Origin of the sequence: Streptomyces xiaopingdaonensis (genome assembly GCF_000262345.1) — a bacterium.
In the GTDB taxonomy this organism is placed as follows: domain Bacteria; phylum Actinomycetota; class Actinomycetes; order Streptomycetales; family Streptomycetaceae; genus Streptomyces; species Streptomyces xiaopingdaonensis.
Genome location: NZ_AJTQ01000248.1, coordinates 38398 through 57978, shown reverse-complemented (window position 1 = coordinate 57978; position 19581 = coordinate 38398). Strand labels below are relative to the sequence as shown.

General features: G+C 72.5%; 21 protein-coding genes. 7 read left to right on the top strand and 14 right to left on the bottom strand.

What is annotated here, in order from left to right:
• Window positions 1-854 (top strand): hypothetical protein (locus UWG_RS0119670; protein WP_016908918.1); only part of this gene is annotated, 854 nt, incomplete at its 5' end.
• Between the two features lie 77 nt (window positions 855-931).
• On the opposite strand, the gene UWG_RS0119665 is transcribed toward UWG_RS0119670, so the two are convergent.
• The 4 genes from UWG_RS0119665 to UWG_RS30525 are packed head-to-tail and all read right to left on the bottom strand — an operon-like array spanning window position 932 to window position 4947.
• The gene (locus UWG_RS0119665) at window positions 932-2209 is read right to left on the bottom strand and encodes a DegT/DnrJ/EryC1/StrS aminotransferase family protein (RefSeq protein WP_016908917.1); all 1278 of its coding nucleotides are present in this window, start codon (window positions 2207-2209) and stop codon (window positions 932-934) included.
• Window positions 2210-2247: 38 nt separating this feature from the next.
• Entirely contained in the window at window positions 2248-3048 is an 801-nt protein-coding gene (locus tag UWG_RS0119660; protein WP_016908916.1) for an SDR family NAD(P)-dependent oxidoreductase, read from the bottom strand.
• Window positions 3045-3779: a cupin domain-containing protein gene (locus UWG_RS31780; protein ID WP_016908915.1), complete on the bottom strand. Its 735-nt coding sequence runs from the start codon at window positions 3777-3779 to the stop codon at window positions 3045-3047. The genes UWG_RS0119660 and UWG_RS31780 overlap by 4 nt, the downstream gene beginning before the upstream one ends.
• 1 nt (window position 3780) lies before the next feature.
• On the bottom strand, window positions 3781-4947 hold the full coding sequence (locus UWG_RS30525; RefSeq protein ID WP_016908914.1) for a 2-deoxy-scyllo-inosose synthase: 1167 nt from the start codon (window positions 4945-4947) through the stop codon (window positions 3781-3783).
• 732 nt (window positions 4948-5679) lie between these two features.
• On the opposite strand from UWG_RS30525, the gene UWG_RS33120 reads away from it, so the two are divergent.
• Window positions 5680-6009 carry a hypothetical protein gene (locus UWG_RS33120; RefSeq protein ID WP_016908913.1) on the top strand — a complete coding sequence of 110 codons (330 nt, stop codon included), beginning with the start codon at window positions 5680-5682 and terminating at the stop codon, window positions 6007-6009.
• Between the two features lie 19 nt (window positions 6010-6028).
• On the opposite strand, the gene UWG_RS0119640 is transcribed toward UWG_RS33120, so the two are convergent.
• A complete protein-coding gene (locus UWG_RS0119640) occupies window positions 6029-6877 on the bottom strand; it encodes a GNAT family N-acetyltransferase (RefSeq protein ID WP_016908912.1) in 849 nt (282 codons plus the stop codon).
• Between the two features lie 364 nt (window positions 6878-7241).
• Here UWG_RS0119640 and UWG_RS0119635 point away from each other — a divergent pair, with 364 nt between their 5' ends.
• Window positions 7242-8111, top strand: a complete 870-nt coding sequence (locus tag UWG_RS0119635) for an AraC family transcriptional regulator (protein WP_016908911.1) — start codon at window positions 7242-7244, stop codon at window positions 8109-8111.
• A gap of 214 nt (window positions 8112-8325) precedes the next feature.
• Here the strand turns inward: UWG_RS0119635 and UWG_RS0119630 are convergent, their stop codons facing one another.
• The gene (locus UWG_RS0119630; RefSeq protein WP_193386465.1) at window positions 8326-8640 is read right to left on the bottom strand and encodes a beta/gamma crystallin domain-containing protein; all 315 of its coding nucleotides are present in this window, start codon (window positions 8638-8640) and stop codon (window positions 8326-8328) included.
• 509 nt (window positions 8641-9149) lie between these two features.
• Between UWG_RS0119630 and UWG_RS0119620 the strand changes: the two genes are divergently transcribed.
• Window positions 9150-9560, top strand: coding sequence for a GlcG/HbpS family heme-binding protein (locus UWG_RS0119620; RefSeq protein WP_016908909.1), 411 nt, complete (start codon window positions 9150-9152; stop codon window positions 9558-9560).
• A gap of 55 nt (window positions 9561-9615) precedes the next feature.
• Here the strand turns inward: UWG_RS0119620 and UWG_RS0119615 are convergent, their stop codons facing one another.
• The 5 genes from UWG_RS0119615 to UWG_RS0119595 form a co-directional block, all read right to left on the bottom strand.
• On the bottom strand, window positions 9616-10461 hold the full coding sequence (locus UWG_RS0119615; protein WP_016908908.1) for an alpha/beta fold hydrolase: 846 nt from the start codon (window positions 10459-10461) through the stop codon (window positions 9616-9618).
• 76 nt (window positions 10462-10537) lie between these two features.
• On the bottom strand, window positions 10538-11347 hold the full coding sequence (locus UWG_RS0119610) for an alpha/beta fold hydrolase (RefSeq protein WP_016908907.1): 810 nt from the start codon (window positions 11345-11347) through the stop codon (window positions 10538-10540).
• Window positions 11348-11424: 77 nt separating this feature from the next.
• Window positions 11425-12078 (bottom strand): TetR/AcrR family transcriptional regulator, encoded by a 654-nt coding sequence (locus tag UWG_RS0119605; RefSeq protein WP_016908906.1) that lies wholly within the window; start codon window positions 12076-12078, stop codon window positions 11425-11427.
• A gap of 407 nt (window positions 12079-12485) precedes the next feature.
• The gene (locus UWG_RS0119600; protein ID WP_016908905.1) at window positions 12486-14150 is read right to left on the bottom strand and encodes a bifunctional phosphatase PAP2/diacylglycerol kinase family protein; all 1665 of its coding nucleotides are present in this window, start codon (window positions 14148-14150) and stop codon (window positions 12486-12488) included.
• A 107-nt stretch (window positions 14151-14257) separates the two neighbouring features.
• Window positions 14258-14947, bottom strand: a complete 690-nt coding sequence (locus tag UWG_RS0119595; RefSeq protein ID WP_016908904.1) for a DUF2848 domain-containing protein — start codon at window positions 14945-14947, stop codon at window positions 14258-14260.
• Window positions 14948-15150: 203 nt separating this feature from the next.
• Between UWG_RS0119595 and UWG_RS0119590 the strand changes: the two genes are divergently transcribed.
• Entirely contained in the window at window positions 15151-16470 is a 1320-nt protein-coding gene (locus UWG_RS0119590) for an MFS transporter (protein ID WP_016908903.1), read from the top strand.
• A gap of 65 nt (window positions 16471-16535) precedes the next feature.
• The gene (locus UWG_RS0119585) at window positions 16536-17330 is read left to right on the top strand and encodes a carbon-nitrogen hydrolase family protein (protein ID WP_029391598.1); all 795 of its coding nucleotides are present in this window, start codon (window positions 16536-16538) and stop codon (window positions 17328-17330) included.
• A 45-nt stretch (window positions 17331-17375) separates the two neighbouring features.
• Here the strand turns inward: UWG_RS0119585 and UWG_RS0119580 are convergent, their stop codons facing one another.
• The 3 genes from UWG_RS0119580 to UWG_RS0119570 all read right to left on the bottom strand — a co-directional run bounded on the left by UWG_RS0119580 (window position 17376) and on the right by UWG_RS0119570 (window position 18988).
• On the bottom strand, window positions 17376-18002 hold the full coding sequence (locus UWG_RS0119580) for a GntR family transcriptional regulator (RefSeq protein WP_016908901.1): 627 nt from the start codon (window positions 18000-18002) through the stop codon (window positions 17376-17378).
• A 129-nt stretch (window positions 18003-18131) separates the two neighbouring features.
• Complete coding sequence (gene crcB / locus UWG_RS0119575; protein ID WP_016908900.1) at window positions 18132-18506, bottom strand: fluoride efflux transporter CrcB; 375 nt, start codon at window positions 18504-18506, stop codon at window positions 18132-18134.
• Window positions 18503-18988 carry a fluoride efflux transporter FluC gene (locus tag UWG_RS0119570; RefSeq protein ID WP_016908899.1) on the bottom strand — a complete coding sequence of 162 codons (486 nt, stop codon included), beginning with the start codon at window positions 18986-18988 and terminating at the stop codon, window positions 18503-18505. The genes crcB and UWG_RS0119570 overlap by 4 nt, the downstream gene beginning before the upstream one ends.
• A gap of 289 nt (window positions 18989-19277) precedes the next feature.
• On the opposite strand from UWG_RS0119570, the gene UWG_RS33115 reads away from it, so the two are divergent.
• Window positions 19278-19457 carry a hypothetical protein gene (locus tag UWG_RS33115; protein WP_016908898.1) on the top strand — a complete coding sequence of 60 codons (180 nt, stop codon included), beginning with the start codon at window positions 19278-19280 and terminating at the stop codon, window positions 19455-19457.
• Window positions 19458-19581: the final 124 nt, after the last annotated feature.

Here is a 19581-nt window from a genome sequence, read left to right as displayed (position 1 = left end):
GGCTCGCCGAGGCGCTCGCCGCGGGGACGCCCGCCGGCAGCGGACTGCTGGCACGGCTGGACGCCTTCACCGACAGGTGGGACACCCGCGGAGGCGGGGAGCGGCACCAAGCTCGCGCGCTGGAGTTGACGGGCCGCCAGGAGACGCTGGCACTGGAGGCCGCCACCGCGCTCGGCCTGCGCGACAGCCCCCCGCCGCGGTTCCCCGCCTACGACCACGTGCTGGTGCTGGGCGGAACCTTGCGGGGATGCCGTGTCCGCACCGGTGAAGCGGCGCGGCTGCTGAACACCGGGCGGCTCGACGCGGGGTCCGTCACCGCGCTCGGAGGCCACCGCCCCTTCTCCCCGGAGGAGTTCTCCCATGCCGTCGCCATCGGACACCCCCGCCTCCGTGACGAGTTCCAGGCCCTGGACGCATGTACCCGTGAGGCGTTCGGGCTGGGCGAGCCCGAACGAGTCGTCGGGGAGAACTCCCCCGAGGTCGGCGAGACCTGGGGCGTGCGGCACTACCGAACCACCGCGGGGCTGCCGGTCCGGGTGGCGGCGGCGCCTTCGCGCACACCCGGCCGCCGCGCCGACACCGCCGACACGTACGCGTTCTTCGCCGATCGCCTCGGCCGGCTCCGTCCAGGCACACGGCTGTTGTTGGTGACCAGCGCCGTCAACGTGCCGGCCCAGCACTTCACGGCGTTGCGCATGCTGGCGCTGCCGCACGGCGCCCGCGTCGACACCGTCGGCCACACGGCGCAATCCGTGCCGCCGGCCCTGGCCTGGACCCTGGGCGCCACCGCCTACCTGCTGGAAATCCGCTCCGCCGTACGAGCGCTCCGGAGCCTGCACGAGGCCGCCGCCTGACACCGGCGCGGCACGGCAGGCAACGCGGACCTCCGGCCCACCAGCGCGACGCCCATGGGGGACGGGACGCACGGCCCCTAGCCCGGCAGCTCCGCGCAAGAACCGAGAACGCGCCGGAAGGCCTCGGCGATGTCTTCCATGTCCGCCTCCTCACCGAGCAGGGCCGCGTGGTGGAAGGTGAGGAAGGAGCGGGCCGCCTGCTCGGCGACCGGCAGGTCGTGTCGGCCGCGGACCAGCCGGTCGAGGTGCCCGGAGCCGATGTCGAACCGGGGGCGTGAGGCCGGGTCGTAGAGCGGGCTGGCGTACAGCGGTGGGTACACCTGCTTCACGTGCAGACCGAGTTCGACGGTGAGGGCACCGGCGACGGTTTCGGCCGGCATCGTGCTCAGTACTGCGCCGGGCAGACCGACCGCGTATCCGAAGTAGGTGCGTTCCGTGGTACCGGGCGAGGTCCGCTGCGGGGTGAGCCCCATCCCGCCGAGCAGGCGGTCGAGCGTCTCCGCATTGGCCCGCCGTACCGCGTTCAGCCCGTCGAGCTCTTCGAGCTGGGCGGTCAGCAGGGCGGACTGGAATTCCGAGAGGCAGCGGTTGCTGCCCATCAGCTCGCCGCTCTCGACGAGTTCGGGGAGGCCGGGGGCGGGCGGGGCCGTGCTCCGGCACCGGCCGTCGGCGCGCAGATGCTCGATCCGGCGGGCGATGCGCGCGTCGTGTGTGACGGCCGCGCCTCCCTCCCCGCTGCTGAGCAGTTTGGTGTGGTGCATGCTGAAGGTCCCGGCGTCGCCGACGGTGCCCACTTTGCGGCCCCGGTAGGAGGCGCCGTGCGCTTGGGCGCTGTCCTCGATCAGGGCGAGCCCGTGCCGGTCGGCGAGCGCCCGCAGAGCGGCCAGTTCGGCGACCGCCGAATACAGGTGCACGACCATGATCGCCTTGGTCGCGGGGGTGATGGCGGCCTCGGCAGCGGCCGGATCGAGGCAGAGCGTGCCGGGGTCCACGTCGGCGAAGACCGGAACCGCGTTGACCCCCAGCACGGTCGAGGCCGACGCCGCCCAGGAGAGCGCGGGCACGATCACCTCGTCACCCGCGCCCACCCCGCATGCTTCGAGCGCCGTCATCAGGGAGGCGGTGCCGCTGGCGGTCGGGACGCAGTTGCCGACGCCGAGGTATGCCGCGAACCGGGCCGCGAACCGCTGCTCGTGCGTCGGATTCCCGTCGTACGGGCTCGCGATGGACCAGCGTCCCGAGTGCAGGACCTCCAGCAGAGCCTGCTCGGCTCCCGCCGAGGGACGCGGCCAGCGGGGCCAGGGCCGGCCCGCGCGGAGCGGGGGGCGGCCGTGCGGCGCCCGTGTTGTGCTCATCAGTGGTCTCCTTGCCGGACTGTGGACGGGAGGAAGGGTCAGAGCAGGCCGCGGATGGTGCCGCCGTCCACCCCCCAGACCGAACCGGTGACGAAGGAGGCGGCGTCGGAGGCGAGAAAGGTGATGACCCGGGCGACCTCGTCGGGGGCACCCATCCGCCCGAGCGGCAACTGACGTCTGCTCAGCTCGTGCTCCACCGCCTCGCGTGCGTCGCGGCCGTGGACGTCACCGAGCGTGTCCGCGAAGCCTCCCGGGCGGGTCCACAGCGGGGTCCACACCGGGCCTGGTGCGACGGCGTTGACCCGGACCGCCGGCCCCTCCGAGAGCGCCAGACCCTTGGCGAGGCTGACCAGCGCGACCTTGGAGACCTGGTAGTCGGCCGGTCCGGCCTCCGGCTGGCGGGCCAGGTCGGAGGCGTTGACGACGATGCTTCCCCGGCCGCGCTCCCGCATCCCCGGCAGCACGAGCCTGGTCGCTCGTACCGCGCTCATGAAGTTGATCTCGAAGGTGTCCAGCCAGTCCTGGTCGCTGAGTTCGTCGAAAGTCCGGGCCCGGCACTGGCCGACGTTGTTGACCAGGACGTCCGCACCGCCGCCGAGCTCCACCAGCGCGGCGTCGACCGCCTCCTGGACGCCCCTTCCGGTCGAGAGGTCGCCGGTGACGGCCACGACCTCCGCCGTCCCTTCCAACTCGGCCTGCACACTTTTGAGTTCGGTCTCGTCCCGGTCGAGCAGGGCCAGCCGTGCTCCCTCGGCCGCCAGCGCCCGCGCCGTCCCGGCCCCGATGCCGCCGGCGGCTCCCGTGACGACGACCCGCCGTCCTTCGAGTCCGAGCTTCACCTGACCCCCACCTCCGTGCGAATGACCCTCAGCCGTCGCTGCGCGTGCGTGTTGTCGACGGTGGCGACGTAGCGGGGCGGCACGGCCACCGAGAGCCCGGCCACCCCCCGGTACTCCTCACCGTCGGTGCCGATCGCTGCGCTGCCCTCCAGCACGTGCAGCACTACGGAGCGGTCCTGCGGCACGTCCTCCTCGATCCGTCCGCCCGGCGGGACCTCCAGCAGCCGGAACTCCCTCCAGTCGCCGGTGAAGTGCGGCGTCAGGTCCACGCGGGCGACACGGTTGCCCCCCTGCGGGGCGAGCAGCTCCGGTACCCGCACGACCGCGGGTTCCGCGGCGGGGCCCGTACCGGGGAACACCTCGGTGACGAAGAAGTGCATGTCGGTGTCGCCGCGGTTGGCTATGGCGTGGGCCGCGCCGATCGGGGTGGTGACGAGGTCGCCGGCGGACACCTCGGACTCCTCCCCGTTCATGGTGAGAAGGGCGCGGCCGGAGACGATGTAGTAGATCTCCTCGGTGCGCAGGTGGACGTGTTCACCGACCGAGCCACCGGGCTCGATCACCACGTACTCGACGCAGTTCCACTCGCCCTCCAGGTGCATGCCGTTCATCAGCATCTTCCAGCGGCACACCCCCTCCCCGCCGACCTGGCGGTGGGTGACCGCGGGGCCGGAGACGTCGTTGGCGATCGGGCCGAAGGGGCGGCGCTCGCCGCGTACCACGGTCGCCATCTCAGGCCACCACCAGGGAGCGCTGGTCGTGGAGAACGGACTCGATGCCTGCCCGTACCGTCTCCTCGTCGACCTGGGTGATCATCCGGCCGCCCGGACGGTGTGCCCGGCCCGGCGCCTCCAGCAGGATGTAGTCCAGAGTCCCAGGGGTGCCGGGCAGGTATCCCCGCTTGTTGTCCCGTCGCACCACTTCGACCAAGGCGTCGGTGAGCAGGCCCGGTGGCAACTGCGTCGGTGCTCCGTTGCGTTCGAGGAGCTCGCGGTGGGCGTGCTCGTCGGAGAGGTCGAGGACGCCGAGCCGCCGGGACATGCGGGCGGCGGCGAGCATGCCGACTCCGATCGCGTAGCCGTGTCTGAACCGCCCGCCGGTGAGAAGTTCCGCGGCGTGCCCGGTGGTGTGACCGTACTCCAGGATCAGGGCCTCCCCCTTCTCCTGGTGATCGCTGCGCATGACGGCGGACTTGGCGTCGACGCACAGGTCGATGAAGCGGCCCAGTACCTCCGGGGTGTAGTCGGCGTCGGTACGCAGCAGGGAGGCGACCTCGTCGTAGTGCTCCGGGACGATACCGAGCACGTTTTTGATCGTCTCGCAGAGCGCGGAGCGTATTTCGTCCGCCGGCAGCGTCCGGAGGAAATCGAGGTCGTTCCACACCATCACCGGGGCATGGAAGGTTCCCAAGTGGTTCTTCCCGCAGGACGAGTTGACGGCCTGCTTCAGGGAGAGCACGGAGTCGGACATGCCGAGGAGCGTGGTGGGCATGTGCACCAGCCGTATTCCGCGGAAGAGCAGCGCGGCGAGCAGGCCGGCGAGGTTGCCGACGACTCCGCCGCCGAGTGCGACCACGACGGACCGGCGCGTGATGCCGCTTTCGAGGGCCTGCTCGGCGATACGGTCCAGAGCGGTGAGGTTCTTCTCCGACTCGGCCGCCCGGGCTCTGACGACCGTGGTGGGGGCGACGGTGCCGAGGTTCAGCTCGACCGCCTGCATCAGCTCCTCCGGGAGCCCGGTATCGGCGACGAGCACGAAGCGATCCGCGTCCAGCTCGGTCAGGCGGGTACGCAGGTCGCTCCGTCCCGAGGTGCCGGAGCGGACGTGGAAGTCGTACTGGACCTCTCCGAAGCGGACGGTGCGGTCCAGGCCGACGGCCTGTTCGGACGACCCGTTCATCTCAACTCCAATAGGAAGGACGTTCACGGTCTGGCGACGTGGCACCGGGGCGCTGAACTCCCGCGCCGGGCCGTCGAGTTCGGGTGGTTCTGACGCGCGCGCCGACGGTCCGGGGCGAGGACCCGCCGCGCAGTGGCTGGGGCGACGGTCGCCGCTCCCACGGGGCCGGGGGATCGGACGCCGACCGGCTCCGGGCGTCGGCGCTCAGTCGATGTCACCGGCGACGGCTCCGAAGGCCCGCCCGACGGCAGGCCGGTGCCGGACGGATCGGCGACCAGGAAGGTCAGGGCGCGGGCAACCGACGTCAAAACGGGCCACGACGCGGACGATCATGCTCATTTTCTCTCCGGGCGGAAGTCGTGAAGGGAACGCGCGACAGGTGCGCGCTTCCCCTGCGGCGCCTGCGGCGAAAGGGCCGACGGGAACGGGCTCGTGGGGCAGGTTTCGTGCTGACCGGCGGTCACGCTAGTGCACGGGCATCCTGTTGGCAACAGTTGCCAATGATCGTCAATGTTGAGCTGCTGAGTCGTTCCCTGGGCCTTGCATTCCTGGAGGGGGCGGGCAAGGTGTTGTCGAAATTTGGGTAAGTGGATACCTTCGGGCAGGACCAGAAGCTCCCGTGGGTGCCGAGCCGCGTCGCCTGTGCATCGGCGTGCCGGTGCCGCCCGTCGGCAACTGGGCAGTGCGGCGCGGAGCCGGAGTTGACCTGTGGCAACACGGTCGGCGGCATCCGTGCTGAATCAGGCGGGCGGGATGATGGCTGCCGGGCGCGTCGGCATGTTCCGCGTCTACTGTTCGTCCAGCTTTTGTCCGGTCGGCGTTGACTTACGGCTGGATGCGTTGCTCGGCGGCGTCGAACGCGGGCGCGAGCAGCGCGGCGCGGAATTGGTAGGACAGCGAGCCGGAGGGCGCGACAAGTCCTCCGGCGTCGCCACTCGCGGCGACCCCTGCGTTACCGGTCGGTCTGAGCCGGCCGTCAAGCTCCTCGAAAGGCGCCGGGGGCAGGCCTACCCCGACATGGCACGGGAACCCGAGGCCGCCTTCGCGGCAGTGGCGCAGTGACAGGTCAGCGTTCCCGGCCTCACTGGCCGCGGGCCGGTTGGTCAGCGATGAGCAGGGTGGTACCGGCGGGGCGGAAACCGAGGCGGGCGTAGATGCGGGCGACTGCCTCTTCTGCGTAGGCGAGGAAGACGGTGCGCACGCCGTGGTCGCGGGCGTGGGCGACCAGGGCTGCCATGACGGCGGCGCCGAGACCCTGGCGCCGGGCGACGGCGAGGGTGCCGATCCCGCCGATCTCGGTCGTGTTCTCCGCCGGGTGGTAGTGGCCGGCGGCAAGGGGGGTGCCGTCCGGGGCGAAGGCGGCGACGAGGACTTTGTGGCCGGCGTGGAGAGAGGGCCGCGTCGTCGCCACCGTGCCGTCCGCTGTGAGGTCTGCGGCCGCTGCCGCCAACTCCGCGCGGCCTGTCGCCCCCACCGCCGTGCCCTCGTCCGCGAACGCGAGTCCCGGGAGGGCGAGTACGGCCGGCAGGGCCGGGTCGTCGGCGTCCAGGGCCCGGACATCGACGCCGTAGGGCACGGGCTGCGGGGCGAGTCGGCGGTGCGGGTCGAGGACCATCAGCGGGCGCTCGGCCACGGAGAGGCCCGCCTCCGCGAGGCGGCCGCGCAGCGACGGCGTCGTCTCGGCGAGCCACTCGAAGGATTCCGGCACGCCCAGCTCCCGCTGCCGAGCACGGACCAGGGCGATGTCGTCGGCAGTGGGCGCCACGGCGGCTGCGGTGGGGCGGGCGTGGTTCGGACCGCCGTAGTACGGCCTGCCTGCTCTCCTGCGGACGAAGAGGCGCAGGCTGCCGAACGCCTCGGCCTCGGAGAACAGCAACGGCACGCTCGCGTAGTACCGCTCGATGCGGTCACGCAGAGACGACTCACTCATGCGGCGCGTCCCACCACGAGGGCCGCGGCACTGCCTCGGAGTAAGTGGGCGTCGGGCCTTCTTCGGCTCGTTCGGGACAGGTGGACGGACATGGCGGCCATCCTACGAAGAAGCCAACGACCCACTGTCGCGACCAGTTGACGAAGCCTCCGCGCGGGGCCTCGGTCGTCGAGCCGTTTCGTTGCGCTGCACTTCCAGGTGTCCCGGCCCGCGCCTTCTGCTGAGCGAGACGGTGCGTGGAGAGCGCAGTCGAGGGAATGCGTCGAGTCCTTGCCGGCCCCGGCGGCACCCGATCGAATCGGTTCGCAGCGGTCGGGTGCGAGGCTGAATTTCCTCTCAGGATGGAGTGCGAAAGGAGGGCCTCGTGATCTCGGCACTCAACCACCTCGTGGACCTCGTGGAGGAGCACCTCGCCGAGGAGCTCGACGTCCACGGGCTGGCCCAAGAGCTCGGTACGACCGGGTACCACCTGCGGCGGATGTTCTCGTCGTTGGCCGGCATACCGCTGTCGGAGTACGTGCGCCGTCGCCGGATGACCGTCGCCGCTGCCGAAGTGGTCCGCAGGGAGGGCGACTTGCTGAGCATCGCCGTCCGGTACGGATACGGGTCGACCGAGGCTTTCGGACGGGCGTTCCGTGCCGTCCACGGCACCGGTCCGGGCGACGCGCGCCGCGACGGAGGCCCTCTGCGTACGCAACCGCAACTCAGGTTCCGCCTGACCGTCGAAGGGAGCGTCCCCATGGACACCCGCATCGTCGACCGCCCCGCGTTCCGTCTGATCGGACACGCAGTACGTGTTCCCCTGATCCACCACGGCATCAACCCGCACATCGAGCGGCACGTCAGTGCACTGCCGGAGGAGGAGCACCTCCGGCTGAAGACCCTCAGCGACACCGAGCCCGGGGGCCTGCTGCAAGTCTGCGACGACGTCGATCCCGACGGCACGGAGGGCACCCGGTTGACCTACCTGCACGGGGTCGCCGTCTCGGACACCACGCCGACCCCCGAGGACCTCGACGCGCTCGACGTACCGGCCGGCAGGTGGGTGGTCTTCCGCACCTCAGGACCGCATCCGCAGACCCTGCAGGAGACTTGGGCCGCGACCGCGACCGAGTGGTTCCCCTCCAACCCGTGGCGTCTCCGGCCGGGCCCCTCGATCGTCGCGGTACTCGAGCACGCGGACGACTTCAGTACGGCGACCTGCGACCTCTGGTTCCCCGTCGAGCCGGCGTGACGGGTTGCGACTGGGGCTGAACAGTCTGACGGCGCTCGCGCCCGACGTGCATGTCCCGAGCCTGCAACTGCGAGTGCTTTTCCGGTTGTTGCCCGCACCCACGTCGATGGCCGCTCACCCGCGAAAAGGCGGGCGAGCGGCCATCGACGATTCCTCGCGGTACGGGGAGCGGAATACGTGTCGGCCCGTCCGCTCGCGTACCGCCGTGAACTCCCTAGAGAATCTCGATCGCCTTGACCTTCGGTGGGCGGTTCGGGTAGCTGATGGTCTTGCCTCGATTGATCTTCACCACGTCGCCGTTGGCGTCGTAGTACTTCACGTTGTTGTTTCCGGTGGAGATCTTGTCGACCCACCAGTTTCCGAAGTTGGTCTTTCCTCGGTTTGCGTAGCAGTCCACGCTGTCACGACCGTTCAGATGCGACCAGATCTTCAAGTACCCTGCGCCGGGGTTGCAGGTGACCTTGTTGATTGCGGACGCGGTCGTGGCCGGCCCCGTCATGGTGAAAGCGGCCGCTGCCGCGAGCGCCATCGCCATGGTGCGCGCGACATTCTTCGGTGGTGAGATCACGGTTCTCCTGGAGTCGAATGTGGAACGAGAATCCACGCATTCCACGGAACCCACTTCGCCGACCGTGGGCCCCGCGGTGCTGAACAATCATTGTGCGGGGCGAGTCCCCCGGGCAAGAGCGCCCGGAGGGAATCACCTGAAAGTGCGCTGCCGTCCTTGCCTTCCTCCTGCCGTGCCGCGGAACTCGTACAGTCCGTATACGCGGAGAATCCAGTTCGACTTTTTCGGGAGCACCGTCGGTCGGGTCAACTGCGTGTTTACGCGCGGAAGTTCGCCGCGTCGAAGCCGTCCGGCGCGGGTCGCCCTCGTGCCCGCATCGGGACGGCCGACGGCAGGTGCGGAGTCACCCACGGCACCGAACCGCTGCCTCTCCGTTGTCGCGCACCGCCGCCCCGCGGCCGCCCTCCCTCCGCGTGGCCGAAGCGCGCGGGCCGGGGGACGATGGTCGGGCACCCGCAGGAGGGAGAACCATGACGACCATCGAGACCGTCTCCCTGGAGGACGCCCGCAGGGTGATCGCCGCGGGCGAGAAGCAGGCGTCGGAGAACGGGCAGCCGAGCAACATCGCCGTGGTCGACCACGGCGGCAACCTCGTCGCGCACGTGCGGATGGACGGGGCGTGGATCGGCAGCGTCGACATCTCCATCGACAAGGCGTTCTCCGCCCGGGCCTTCGACACCTCCACCTGGGAGCTGGGCGGGAACGCGCTGCCCGGCGAGCAGTTCTACGGGATCAACGTCTCCAACCGGGGACGCGTGATGACGTTCGCCGGCGGGGTGCCGCTCTACCGCGACGGCGCGGTCGTCGGCGGCGTCGGCGTCAGCGGCGGCTCGGGCGACCAGGACCAGGACGTCGCCCGAGCGGCGGCCGAGGCCCTCTGAGGCGCGTCAACTCGTCACGGTCCGACGCGGGTTGGCGCCGGCGGCAGGGTCCGGTTCACGCCTGCCGGACCGGGACGGCGAGGAAGTCGAGGATCTCGCGTGCGACCCGCTGCGGGGCGTCCTCCATGACGAAGTGTCCTGCGCCCGGGACGACGACGAGTTCGGCGCGGGGGATGTCGCGGCTGAGCCGTTCCGCGTAGCCGACCGGCTGCCAGCGGTCGTGCTCCCCCCACAGGATGCGCACGGGCATGGTGAGTTCGCCGAGCCGGTCGGCGATCTCCTCCGTGTACGTCGCGTCGTAGTGCCGTACCTGGTGCTCGAAGAAGGAGGCGCGTCCCAGCGCCGACCGGTGCGGGGCGAGGTACGCGTCCAGCACCTCGCCCGCCATCAGCCCTTCGGTCTCGACGGTCATGGCGAGTTGCCGGGTGAGCAGCGCTTCGAACTCTTCCTGTGAGAGGCCGGCGTACTCGTCCATCCGCTCGTCGATGATCCTGCGCCACGTCGCGGACGGCCAGGAGTCGTAGCTGACGGTGTCGACGAGCATCAGGCGCCGCACGCGCTCCGGCCGGGCGAGGGCGAACCGCTGGCCGACGGCGCCGCCGATGTCGTGGGCGACGAGGTCGACCTTGTCCAGGCCCATTTCGTCGAGGAGCGACCCGAGGAGTTCCGTCTGCGCGGCGACGGAGGTGTCGCGGTGTGCCGGGCGCTCGGAGAGGCCGTAGCCGAGCAGGTCGTAGGCGAGGGTGCGGTGGCCGGCCGCCTCGATCCGCGGCGCGACGTCCCGCCACTCGCCGGAGTGCGAGGGGGTTCCGTGGAGCAGGACGACGGGGTCGCCCGCGCCGCGGTCTCGGTAGGCGAGGCGCACCCCGTCGACGAGGAGGTTGTCGGTCAGGAACGTCATGATGATCTTCCTCGGGTCCTCGGCTGTTCTCGGTCGGTAGACCGGTCTGTCTACTCGGTTGAGTGTACAGATCGGTTTAGTCGTGAGCGTCGGCGCGTAGGGCCCGGTCGAGGAAGGAGCCGACGGACTCCGCGAACGTCCGCGGTGCGTCGGCGTGAAGCCAGTGGCCGCAGCCGGGGAGTTCGACGAGTTCCGTGCGCGGACGCGTGCGGGCCATCAGGCGGGCCGTCTCTCCGGTGAGGACGAAGCTCTCGCCCGCCCGCAGCAGGAGCGCCGGCTGGCGCGAGGCGGCCCACACCTCCCCGAAGTCCCCGACGAGGGCGCGCTGCGAGGCCATCATGTCCGCGGTGTCGAAGAGCAGCCCCCACCCGTCGTCGAACTCGACCGCGCTGTCGAGGAAGTACGAGGCGTCCGGGACGTCCGCCTCGATCGCCGAGCGGAGCAGCGCACGCGAGCCGGCCCGGTGCGGCCAGGCCGAGACGTCGAGGACGGGACGGGTCTCGGGCTCGTGGTTGCGCGTCGTCATGTCGGCGACGACGAGCGCCGAGACGAGGGCGGGATGGCGGGCCGCGAGGAAGTAGGCGACCGCGCCTCCCATGGAGTGGCCGACGACCGCGGCGGGGGCGCTCTCCAGCCTGCGCAGGAAGGCAGCCGCGTCCTCCGCGTACTCCTCGGGTGCGAAGTCGCCGCCGTTCTCCGAGAGGCCGTGCCCCCGCTGGTCGAGCGCGACGACCCGGTAGCGGCCGTGCAGCGCCTCGGCGAGCGGGTCGAAGAGCGTCGCCCGGCCGAAGTGCCCGTGGAGCGCGAGGAGTACGGGGCCCGGGCCGCCGTGGTCGACGTAGGCGAAGCGGCGCCCGCGCAGGCGGACGAAGGACGGTTCGGGCATGGTCGGGCTCCCGGCGGCGACGGTGCGGAGACGGGAGCGTATCCGCGGAAGCGTTCCGGTGCGGCCCGGTTCTCCGCTCAGCTCCCGGGTGTGTGGGGCGCGAGCCAGAGGCCGACCAGTGCGTCGGTGAGCCAGGTCGCGTACTCGTCCCAGCTCGACCCGGAGGCGTGGCTGTCCTCGGCGAGTTCGCGTTCGCGCTCCGCGAGCGAGTGGGTGAGCAGGAGGCGTGCCATGCTGCTGCGCTGCATGCGCACCGGCAGCGGGAGGTCGGGCAGGCAGCGGTTGAGGCCGTCGACGGTGTGCTGGACGGACGGGCCGAAGGTCTCGTCGATCACGATCTCGCGCAGCCGCGGATCGGTCATCACCTGCGCGGCGAACCGCCCGTACCACGTGGGGCAGCCGAGCGAGGCGAGGTGGTCGACCCCGGGCCGGACGAGGCACGCGACCCAGTCACGGATCTCGCAGGTGTCGCCGATCTCGGCGAGCATCGCGTCCCGACGGTCGTCGATGGGCTTCGCGTGCCTGCCGACGATGGCGCGTACGAGGTCGGACTTGGTGCCGAAGTGGTAGCCGACGGCTGCGTTGTTGCCCTGTCCTGCCGCCAGGCTGATGTGCCGGTTGGAGACGGCGTAGACGCCGTGCTCGGCGAAGAGGCGCTCGGCGACGGCGAGGATGGTCTCCCTGGTGCCGCCCCCGCGTGTGTCGTGTGTCCTGCCGGGCACGGTCAGCACCCCTCGGGCGCGGTGCGCGGGCCGCGGACGACGGGTCCCTCGGTGGGCTCCAACTCTTCCTCCGTTACGGCGAGTTCCAAGCGGCACGTCGGCCGGCGCCGCCCGCGCCCCGGGTTGCATCGCTCCGGCGCGGGTGCCGCCGCGCCGCTCGCGGCGGGCGGAGTCGGCGTCGGCATTCTCTCGCAGGCGGCGAGCGCCGGCGCGGCCGGGCCTGCGTACGCACCGGTTGCGGTGCGGGCCCCGCGTTCAGTGAACGCCCTTCGGTCAACACCGGTCAAGCAAGTGACTTAGCCAGTGGCCGGTCCCGAACTCCGCGCCGGGGTCTCTTGCGGAGGGAAGTCCGGGCGGCGTGCCGCCGGCACGTGGCCGGGCGGTCGGTGCCGCGTCGTGCGCCTCGCCCGACTCCGTCAGTCGAGCACCGAGCGGTAGACGGTGAGGGCCTCGTGGCGCTTGTCGAGGAGCAGCCGCGCGGGTGCCGGTGCCACCTCGCCGTCGTAGGCGAGGTGGGAGCCCTCGGGTATGTCGCTGATCACCAACTGCCGCAGCCGCGCCGTCGTGTGGACGGGGGAGCGGTCGACGGCGCTGGTGAGCGCGGCGACGAGGAGCCGTAGCCGCGGCCAGTTCCCCGCGTCGACGAGGCGCACGTCGAGCTGCCCGTCGGTGAGGTCCCGGCGGCGGACGGGCGCGAGACCGGCGCGGTAGGCGCAGTTGCCGGCGAAGAGCAGCCAGAGGGTGCGGTATTCGCCGCCGAGCCCGGCGTGGACGGGGCTGCCGGTCCGCAGGACGTGGACGGCGGCGAGCACCCCCGCGGGCCACGCGCCGAGCCGCGGCGCCCACCGCTCCCTGGTCCTGACGAGCTCGGGGTAGGTGCCGAGGCTGAACGTGTTGAGGAAGTACCCGTCCCGTGCGCGGTCTTCGCCTTCCGCCGCCCCCAGGTCCCGGAAGCACCCGAGGTCGACGCTGACCGCTTCGCCCGCCTGCACGGCCCGGCAGGTGTCGACCGGCGTCTCGACGCCGAGATCCTGGGTGAAGTGGTTGCGCGTACCGCCCGGCACGACGGCGAGCGGGACGCCGGCGCGCAGCGCGGCACCGGCCGCGGCGTTGAGGGTGCCGTCCCCGCCGTGGACGCCGAGCGCGCCGCCGTGTGCGGCAGCCCGCCGCGCCGCCCGTTCCAGCACCTCGCCGAGGTCCTCCTCCGACGGGTCGCAGACGATGACCTCCGCCTCGGGCAAAAGCTGCCGCACGGCCCCGAGCTCGGTCGGCTCCCCGGGCTGCCCTCCGGCGCGTCCACCGGAGCCGACGTTGCCGACGAGCACCAGCCCCGCTCCCGAGGGCAGCGCCGGGGCCTGCGCCAACGGGCGCCCCGGCGCCGGAAGTTGGGAGCGGGTGGGCGCTATGCCCCGGACGGCGAGCGCCGCGCAGACGCCGATCGCCGAGCCGGCGAGCACGTCGCTCGGGTAGTGCACGCCCGTGTACACGCGCGAGAAGGCGACGGCCGCCGCGAGCGGCGCGACGGCGGCGCCCCACCGCGGGGACTCCAACGCCACCCCGGTGGCGAAGGCGGCGGCCGAGGCCGCGTGCCCCGAGGGGAAGGAGCTGGTGAACGGCTGCCGCTTCAACTGCCGTACGAGCGGCACGGTTTCCAGCACCGGCCGGGCCCTGCCCACGTACCGCTTGCCGAGCGGGGTGACGACGGCCGAGGCGAACCCGATCGAGGCCAGCCCGCGCACGGCGCTCCGTGCTCCGCGCGGCGAGCGGCTCGCCGCGATGCCGGCGGCCACGCCCAGCCACAGCCTGCTGCGGTCGGCGGCGCGGCTGAGACGCGGCAGCGTGCTCTCGGCGCCCGGCCAGTCCCGAGCGGCCACGGCGCGGAAGAGCCGCCGGTCGATCTCGGGGAGCGTCCAACGACGGGCTCTTTCCGGCCGGTTCGCACCGAGCCCGCGTGCTTGCGCGGCCCCGCGCAGCAGCGCGTCGCCCAGCGCCCGCTCGGCCCCGCGCGCGGCCCTGCGCAGCGCTCTCCCGCGCGAGCGTCCCGTCGACGCGGCGGACCCCTGCGGTCCCAGCAGCTCCACTTCGGCTCCCTCCGTGGCGTACGGCCTGGCGCGGCCCACGTGCAGGAGGGGCTGTTACCCAGCCGCCCGCGGGCCACGCCTGCCGAACGCGCCGTGGTGCGCCGGTGTCAGCCGATGGGCTCGGGCATCGGCACGACGTCGTAGGCGAGTTCGATGACCTCGCCCGTCGCCGGGTCCGAGAGGCGCACGCGCCAGGCGGCGGCGAACTGGTCGACGTCGGGGAGCATCGGGATCGTCCCGGAGATCAGGACGGTCCCGGGCTCCAACTCGCCCCGCTCGCGCAGGACTTCGGACCAGTACTCGGGCGTGAGGAGCTCGGCCGCCGTGCCGTCCTGGAGCAGCCGCTCGGCGCCTCCGGCGTCGGTGACCCACGCGCTGAGGCGCAGGTCGTCGATGCGTTCGGCGACGTCGGCGAGGCGCCAGGCCTGCTCGGCGAGGACATCGGGACCCGCGTTCTTGCTCCAGGCCACTCCGTGGGCCTCCAGCTCGCGGTCGGTGTGGTCGCAGGCCGCCGTGAGGAGGAGGTCGCCGGTGTCGTCGACGACGAGCGCCCACTCGGCCTCGCCGGAGGTGCGCGCGTGCTGGACGCGCACGGTGCCGGTCTGCTGCGCGAGGTAGGGGGAGACGGGGTAGAGCGCGGGTGTCGTCGCCGGCGCGGGGACGCCGATCTCGGCGAGCTCGGCGACGTGCGCCGCGACGTCCTCCTGGCTGCGGCCCGCGTACCCGGCGTTGAGGAGCCTGACCGCCGTGGCGGTGCGGCGGCTGCCGTCGGGGAGCGTGAAGGTCAGGCTCGGCATGGGTTCCTCCAGATCAGGCCGGGTTTCGGAGGGGTAAATTCCGCGTCCCTCCGGTTGCGCATACGACCTGTATACAGCAAGTATGCTGCTGTACGACAGCAGGTTCGTGACCGTTAGGGGACCTTCCCGTGGAGCAGAACCAGCCAGTCCGGGCAGCCGCGGATGGCTCGCCGGGACCGGCCGAACCGGACCGCAAAACCCTTGTGCGCGCCTTCACCGCCAGCCTCACCGGCACCTCGCTGGAGTGGTACGACTTCGCGGTCTACTCGGCCGCCTCGGCGCTCGTCTTCGGCAAGCTCTTCTTTCCGTCCGAGGACCCGCTCACCGGGACCCTCCTCGCCTTCTCGACGTACGCGGTCGGCTACGTCTCGCGCCCGCTCGGCGGTTTCGTCTTCGGGCGACTCGGCGACGTCATCGGGCGCAAGCGGGTACTCGTCGCGACGCTCGTGCTCGTCGGTGCCGCGACCTTCCTCATCGGGTGCCTGCCGACGCACGCGGTCGCCGGGCCGATCGCGCCGATCCTGCTGGTGCTGCTGCGGTTCGCACAGGGCGTCGGCGTCGGCGGCGAGTGGGGCGGTGCCGTCCTGCTCACCAGTGAGTTCGGGAACGCGCGGCAACGGGGCTTCTGGGCCTCGGCGGCGCAAATCGGCCCGCCCGCGGGCAACTTGATGGCCAACGGCGCGCTCGCCGCGCTCGGTGCCCTGCTCACCGAGGACCAGTTCCTCTCCTTCGGGTGGCGGATCGCCTTCCTCCTCTCCGGCGTGCTCGTCGCCTTCGGGCTGTGGATACGCGTGCGGCTGGAGGAGACGCCCGTCTTCAAGGGGATGGAGGCCGTCGGGGAGCGCCCCGAGGCGCCGATCCGCGAGGTCTTCACGACGCAGCGCCGCCCGCTCGCCGCCGCCGTGTTCTCCCGGGTGGCGCCCGACGTCCTCTACGCGATGTTCACGGTCTTCGTCCTCACCTACGCCACCGAGGAGCTGGGGATGGCGCGCAGCAAGGCGCTCGGTGCCGTGCTCATCGGCTCCGCGCTCCAGATCTTCCTCATCCCGCTCGCCGGTGCGCTCTCCGACCGCCTCAACCGGCGCCGGCTCTACCTCGGTGCGGCGGTGGCCGCGGGCGTCTGGCCGTTCGTCTTCTTCCCGATGGCCAACACCGGCTCGTGGGGACTGCTCGTGCTCGGTGTGATCGTGGCGCTCGTGATCCACTCCGCGATGTACGGGCCGCAGGCGGCGTTCGTCGCCGAGCAGTTCACGCCGCGGCTGCGGTACACCGGGTCCTCGCTCGCCTACACGCTCGCCGGCGTGATCGGCGGCGCCGTGGCGCCGCTCGTCTTCACTGCGCTGCTCGGGTCGTTCGGGCTGTGGCTGCCGCTCGCCGGGTACATCCTCGTCACCGCGGTGCTGACGGTGATCGGCGTGCTCGTGGGCAGGGACCCCGACCACGGTGAGGACGACAGCTACCGTCGCCTCGTCGAGGGCGCGGGCGCCGAACCGGAGGACCGCGCAGGCGCCGGTCGGCCGTAGGGCCTTCTCCGCGGGCGGGGCGCAGGAACCCGGCCGCACGAGCGAAAGGAGTCGCAGTGACCACGTTGCGTATCGCGCTGTGCCAGTTCACGGCGGGAGGCGACCCGCAGGAGAACCTGCGGGCGGTGGACGAGTTGGCGGGCCGCGCTGCCGCCGAAGGGGCGCAGCTCGCCGTCTTCCCCGAGGCCACCATGGTCTGTTTCGGCGTTCCGCTCGGCCCCGTCGCCGAGCCGCTCGACGGGCCGTGGGCCGAGGGCCTCAGGGAGCTCGCCCGGCGCCACGGACTCACCGTCGTCGCAGGGATGTTCACGCCCGCCGAGGACGACCGGGTGGCCAATACGCTGCTCGCCACCGGTCCCGACGCCGAGGTCTTCTACGACAAGATCCACCTCTACGACGCCTTCGGCTTCCGGGAGTCCGACACCGTGGCGCCGGGGCAGCGGGTGGTGACGCTCGACGTCGCAGGCGTCCGGACGGGCCTCGCCACCTGCTACGACGTGCGCTTCCCCGAGCTCTTCCGCGCGCACGCCGACGCGGGCGCCCAGCTCAGCGTGGTCCCGGCCTCCTGGGGCGCGGGCCCCGGGAAGCTCGACCACTGGTCGCTCCTGGCGAGGGCCCGCGCGCTCGACGCGACGGTCTGGGTCGCCGCCGTCGACCAGGCGCCGCCGGACCCGGAGGCCGACATCGAGGAGCGCACCGAGGCACCGACGGGCATCGGCCACAGCCTGCTCGTCGCCCCCGACGGAAGCGTGCGGCAGGAAGCGGGGACGGCGCCCGAACTGCTCGTCGCCGACGTGGACGTCGACGAGGTGGAGCGGGTGCGCCGGGCGGTCGCGGTGCTCGACAACCGGAGGTTGTGACGGGTGCCGTGGCGTACGGCCGGTGCGGGGCGCCGGCCGTACGGGTCAGCCGTCGGTGAGGATGCGGCGGGTGGCGGCGATGTGCTCGTCGATGGCGGTGCACGCCTTCGCCGCGTCTCCCTCGCCGAGCGCCTCGACGATGCGCCGGTGCTCGGTGAGGACCTCGTCCTGCCGTCCGCCGGAGCGGTAGAGCGCGTCGACGCCGGCGCGGATCTGCCGGCTGCGGAGCGCGTCGTACTGCTTCGCCATCAGCTCGTTGCCCACGGCGCCGATGAGCGTGGCGTGGAACCGGTGGTCGGCGGCGATGAACTCGCGGGCGCTGTGCTCGCCCCGCAGCGACTTCTGCTCGCGCAGGACGCGCTCCATCCCCTCCACGGGCGTGGTGTCGCGCTCGACCGTGCACCGCGCCGCGTGCCGCTCCAACACGGCGCGCATCTCCATGAGTTCGGCGATCTCGCGGCCGGAGAGGGGCGCGATGTAGGCGCCGCGCTTGGGGACGAGGCTGACGAGTTCCTCGGCGGCGAGGAGCAGGAGCGCCTCGCGGATCGGGGTCCGCGAGACGCCGATGCTGTCGGCGATCGTCTGCTCGGAGAGGAACTCGCCCTGCATCGCCGGGTCGGTGAGCACCGTCTCCTTGAGGTACGTGTACGCCTTCTGCCTACCGGACTGCACAGCCAGTTCTCCCACCGACGCTTCTGCATACGTGCTGTATACAGAAGCTAGCACGCGGCCCGCCGCGGCGCCGGGCGGTACCGCGGCCGCCGTCAACTCGTCCGCGGGGCAGGGGAGTCGGCGACGGACTCAGCCCCACGCCGCCGAGGCCGCCGCGTCGCCGAGGAGCACCGCGCCGAACCCCGCGAGGACGCTCACGCCCACGTTGGCGGCGGCCTGGAGGGCGGCGCCGCTCTCGGCGAGGCGGAGCGTCTCGTAGGAGAACGTCGAGTAGGTCGTGAGGGCGCCGCACAGGCCGGTGCCGAGGAGGAGTCGGAGCTCCGACGGGGCCGCGCCGGCGAGCACGGCGCCGGTGAGGAGGCCGATGCCGAGGCAGCCCAGCACGTTGACCGTGAGCGTGCCCCAGGGGAACGCGCTCTCGTGCCGCGACTGCACGGCGCGGTCGGTGAGGTACCGCAGCGGGGCGCCGAGCGCGCCCCCGACGAGGACGAGGAGCCAGTTCACCGCGCCCCCTCGGCGTTCCGTATCCGCGCGACGCACGCCCGCGTCACCCGCGCCGACACCGCGACGGCGGCGAGCGCCAGGAGCGGTACCGCCGCGAGGTCCGCCAGCGCGACGAGGGGGCGTCCTGCGGCGAGGAGGGTGCGGGTGTCGGCGGCGTAGGTGGAGAAGGTGGTGAACCCGCCGAGGACGCCGACCCCGACGAACGGGCGCAGCAGCCGGTGCGGGGAGCCCAACTCCTCATGGAGCACCATGAAGACGCCGATCAGCGCGCACCCCGCCGTATTGACGCAGGCGACGGCCCAGGGGAAGCCGCCGTGCGGCGTCGGCCACAGCAGCGTGACGCCGTACCGCGCGCCCGCGCCGAGCGCTCCGCCCAGCGCGACGGCGCCGAGCAGGGAGGCGCGGCCGCTGCGCAGCTCCGCACGGTGGGCCGGCAGGTGGAGGTCGACGTCCGGGTCTTCGGCGGGGGGCGGTTCCGGCACGGGGATCTCCTACTCGCACGGCGCCCTGGCGGGCGGGGACTGCTGCAAGCAGGGACCGTCGGCGGCGGTGCCGCGGTTGGGGGCGGCGGGCCCCACCGCCGCGCGGCACACGTCGGTGCCGCGTCTCCAGGCTACCGCGGAGCGCGCGCTCCTCTCCTGCCGCGGCCGGTCGGTCCCAACCGGTCCGTCCGCCGGGTCCGTTGGTGGCCCGGTCAGCGGACGAGCGGGCTGCGGCGCTCGACGAGGATCACGTCGCCGGCGCCCGCCCATCCGTTCGCGGCGCCCGACCATGCGGAAGCCGGCGCGTGCGTGGCAGGCGGGGCTCGCGGTGTTCTCCGGGAAGGTGCCGGACTGCGCCGTCCGGACGTCGGCCGCCTTCGTCGGGGTGGCGAGCGCGCTCGCGGCGCCGGGCTTCGCCGCGGACGTGGACCGGGTGCTCGACGACGCCCGCGTACGCGGCGCGCTGTGAGACCGACCCGGCCGAGGAGCCGCCCGCTCCTCGTCGGCGGCGACGTGGCGGTGGCCGGCGAGCTTCGCCGCGCCGGACTCGGCGCCGCCGTCTCGAAGGCGGCGCCGCCCCCGTCGATGCCCGC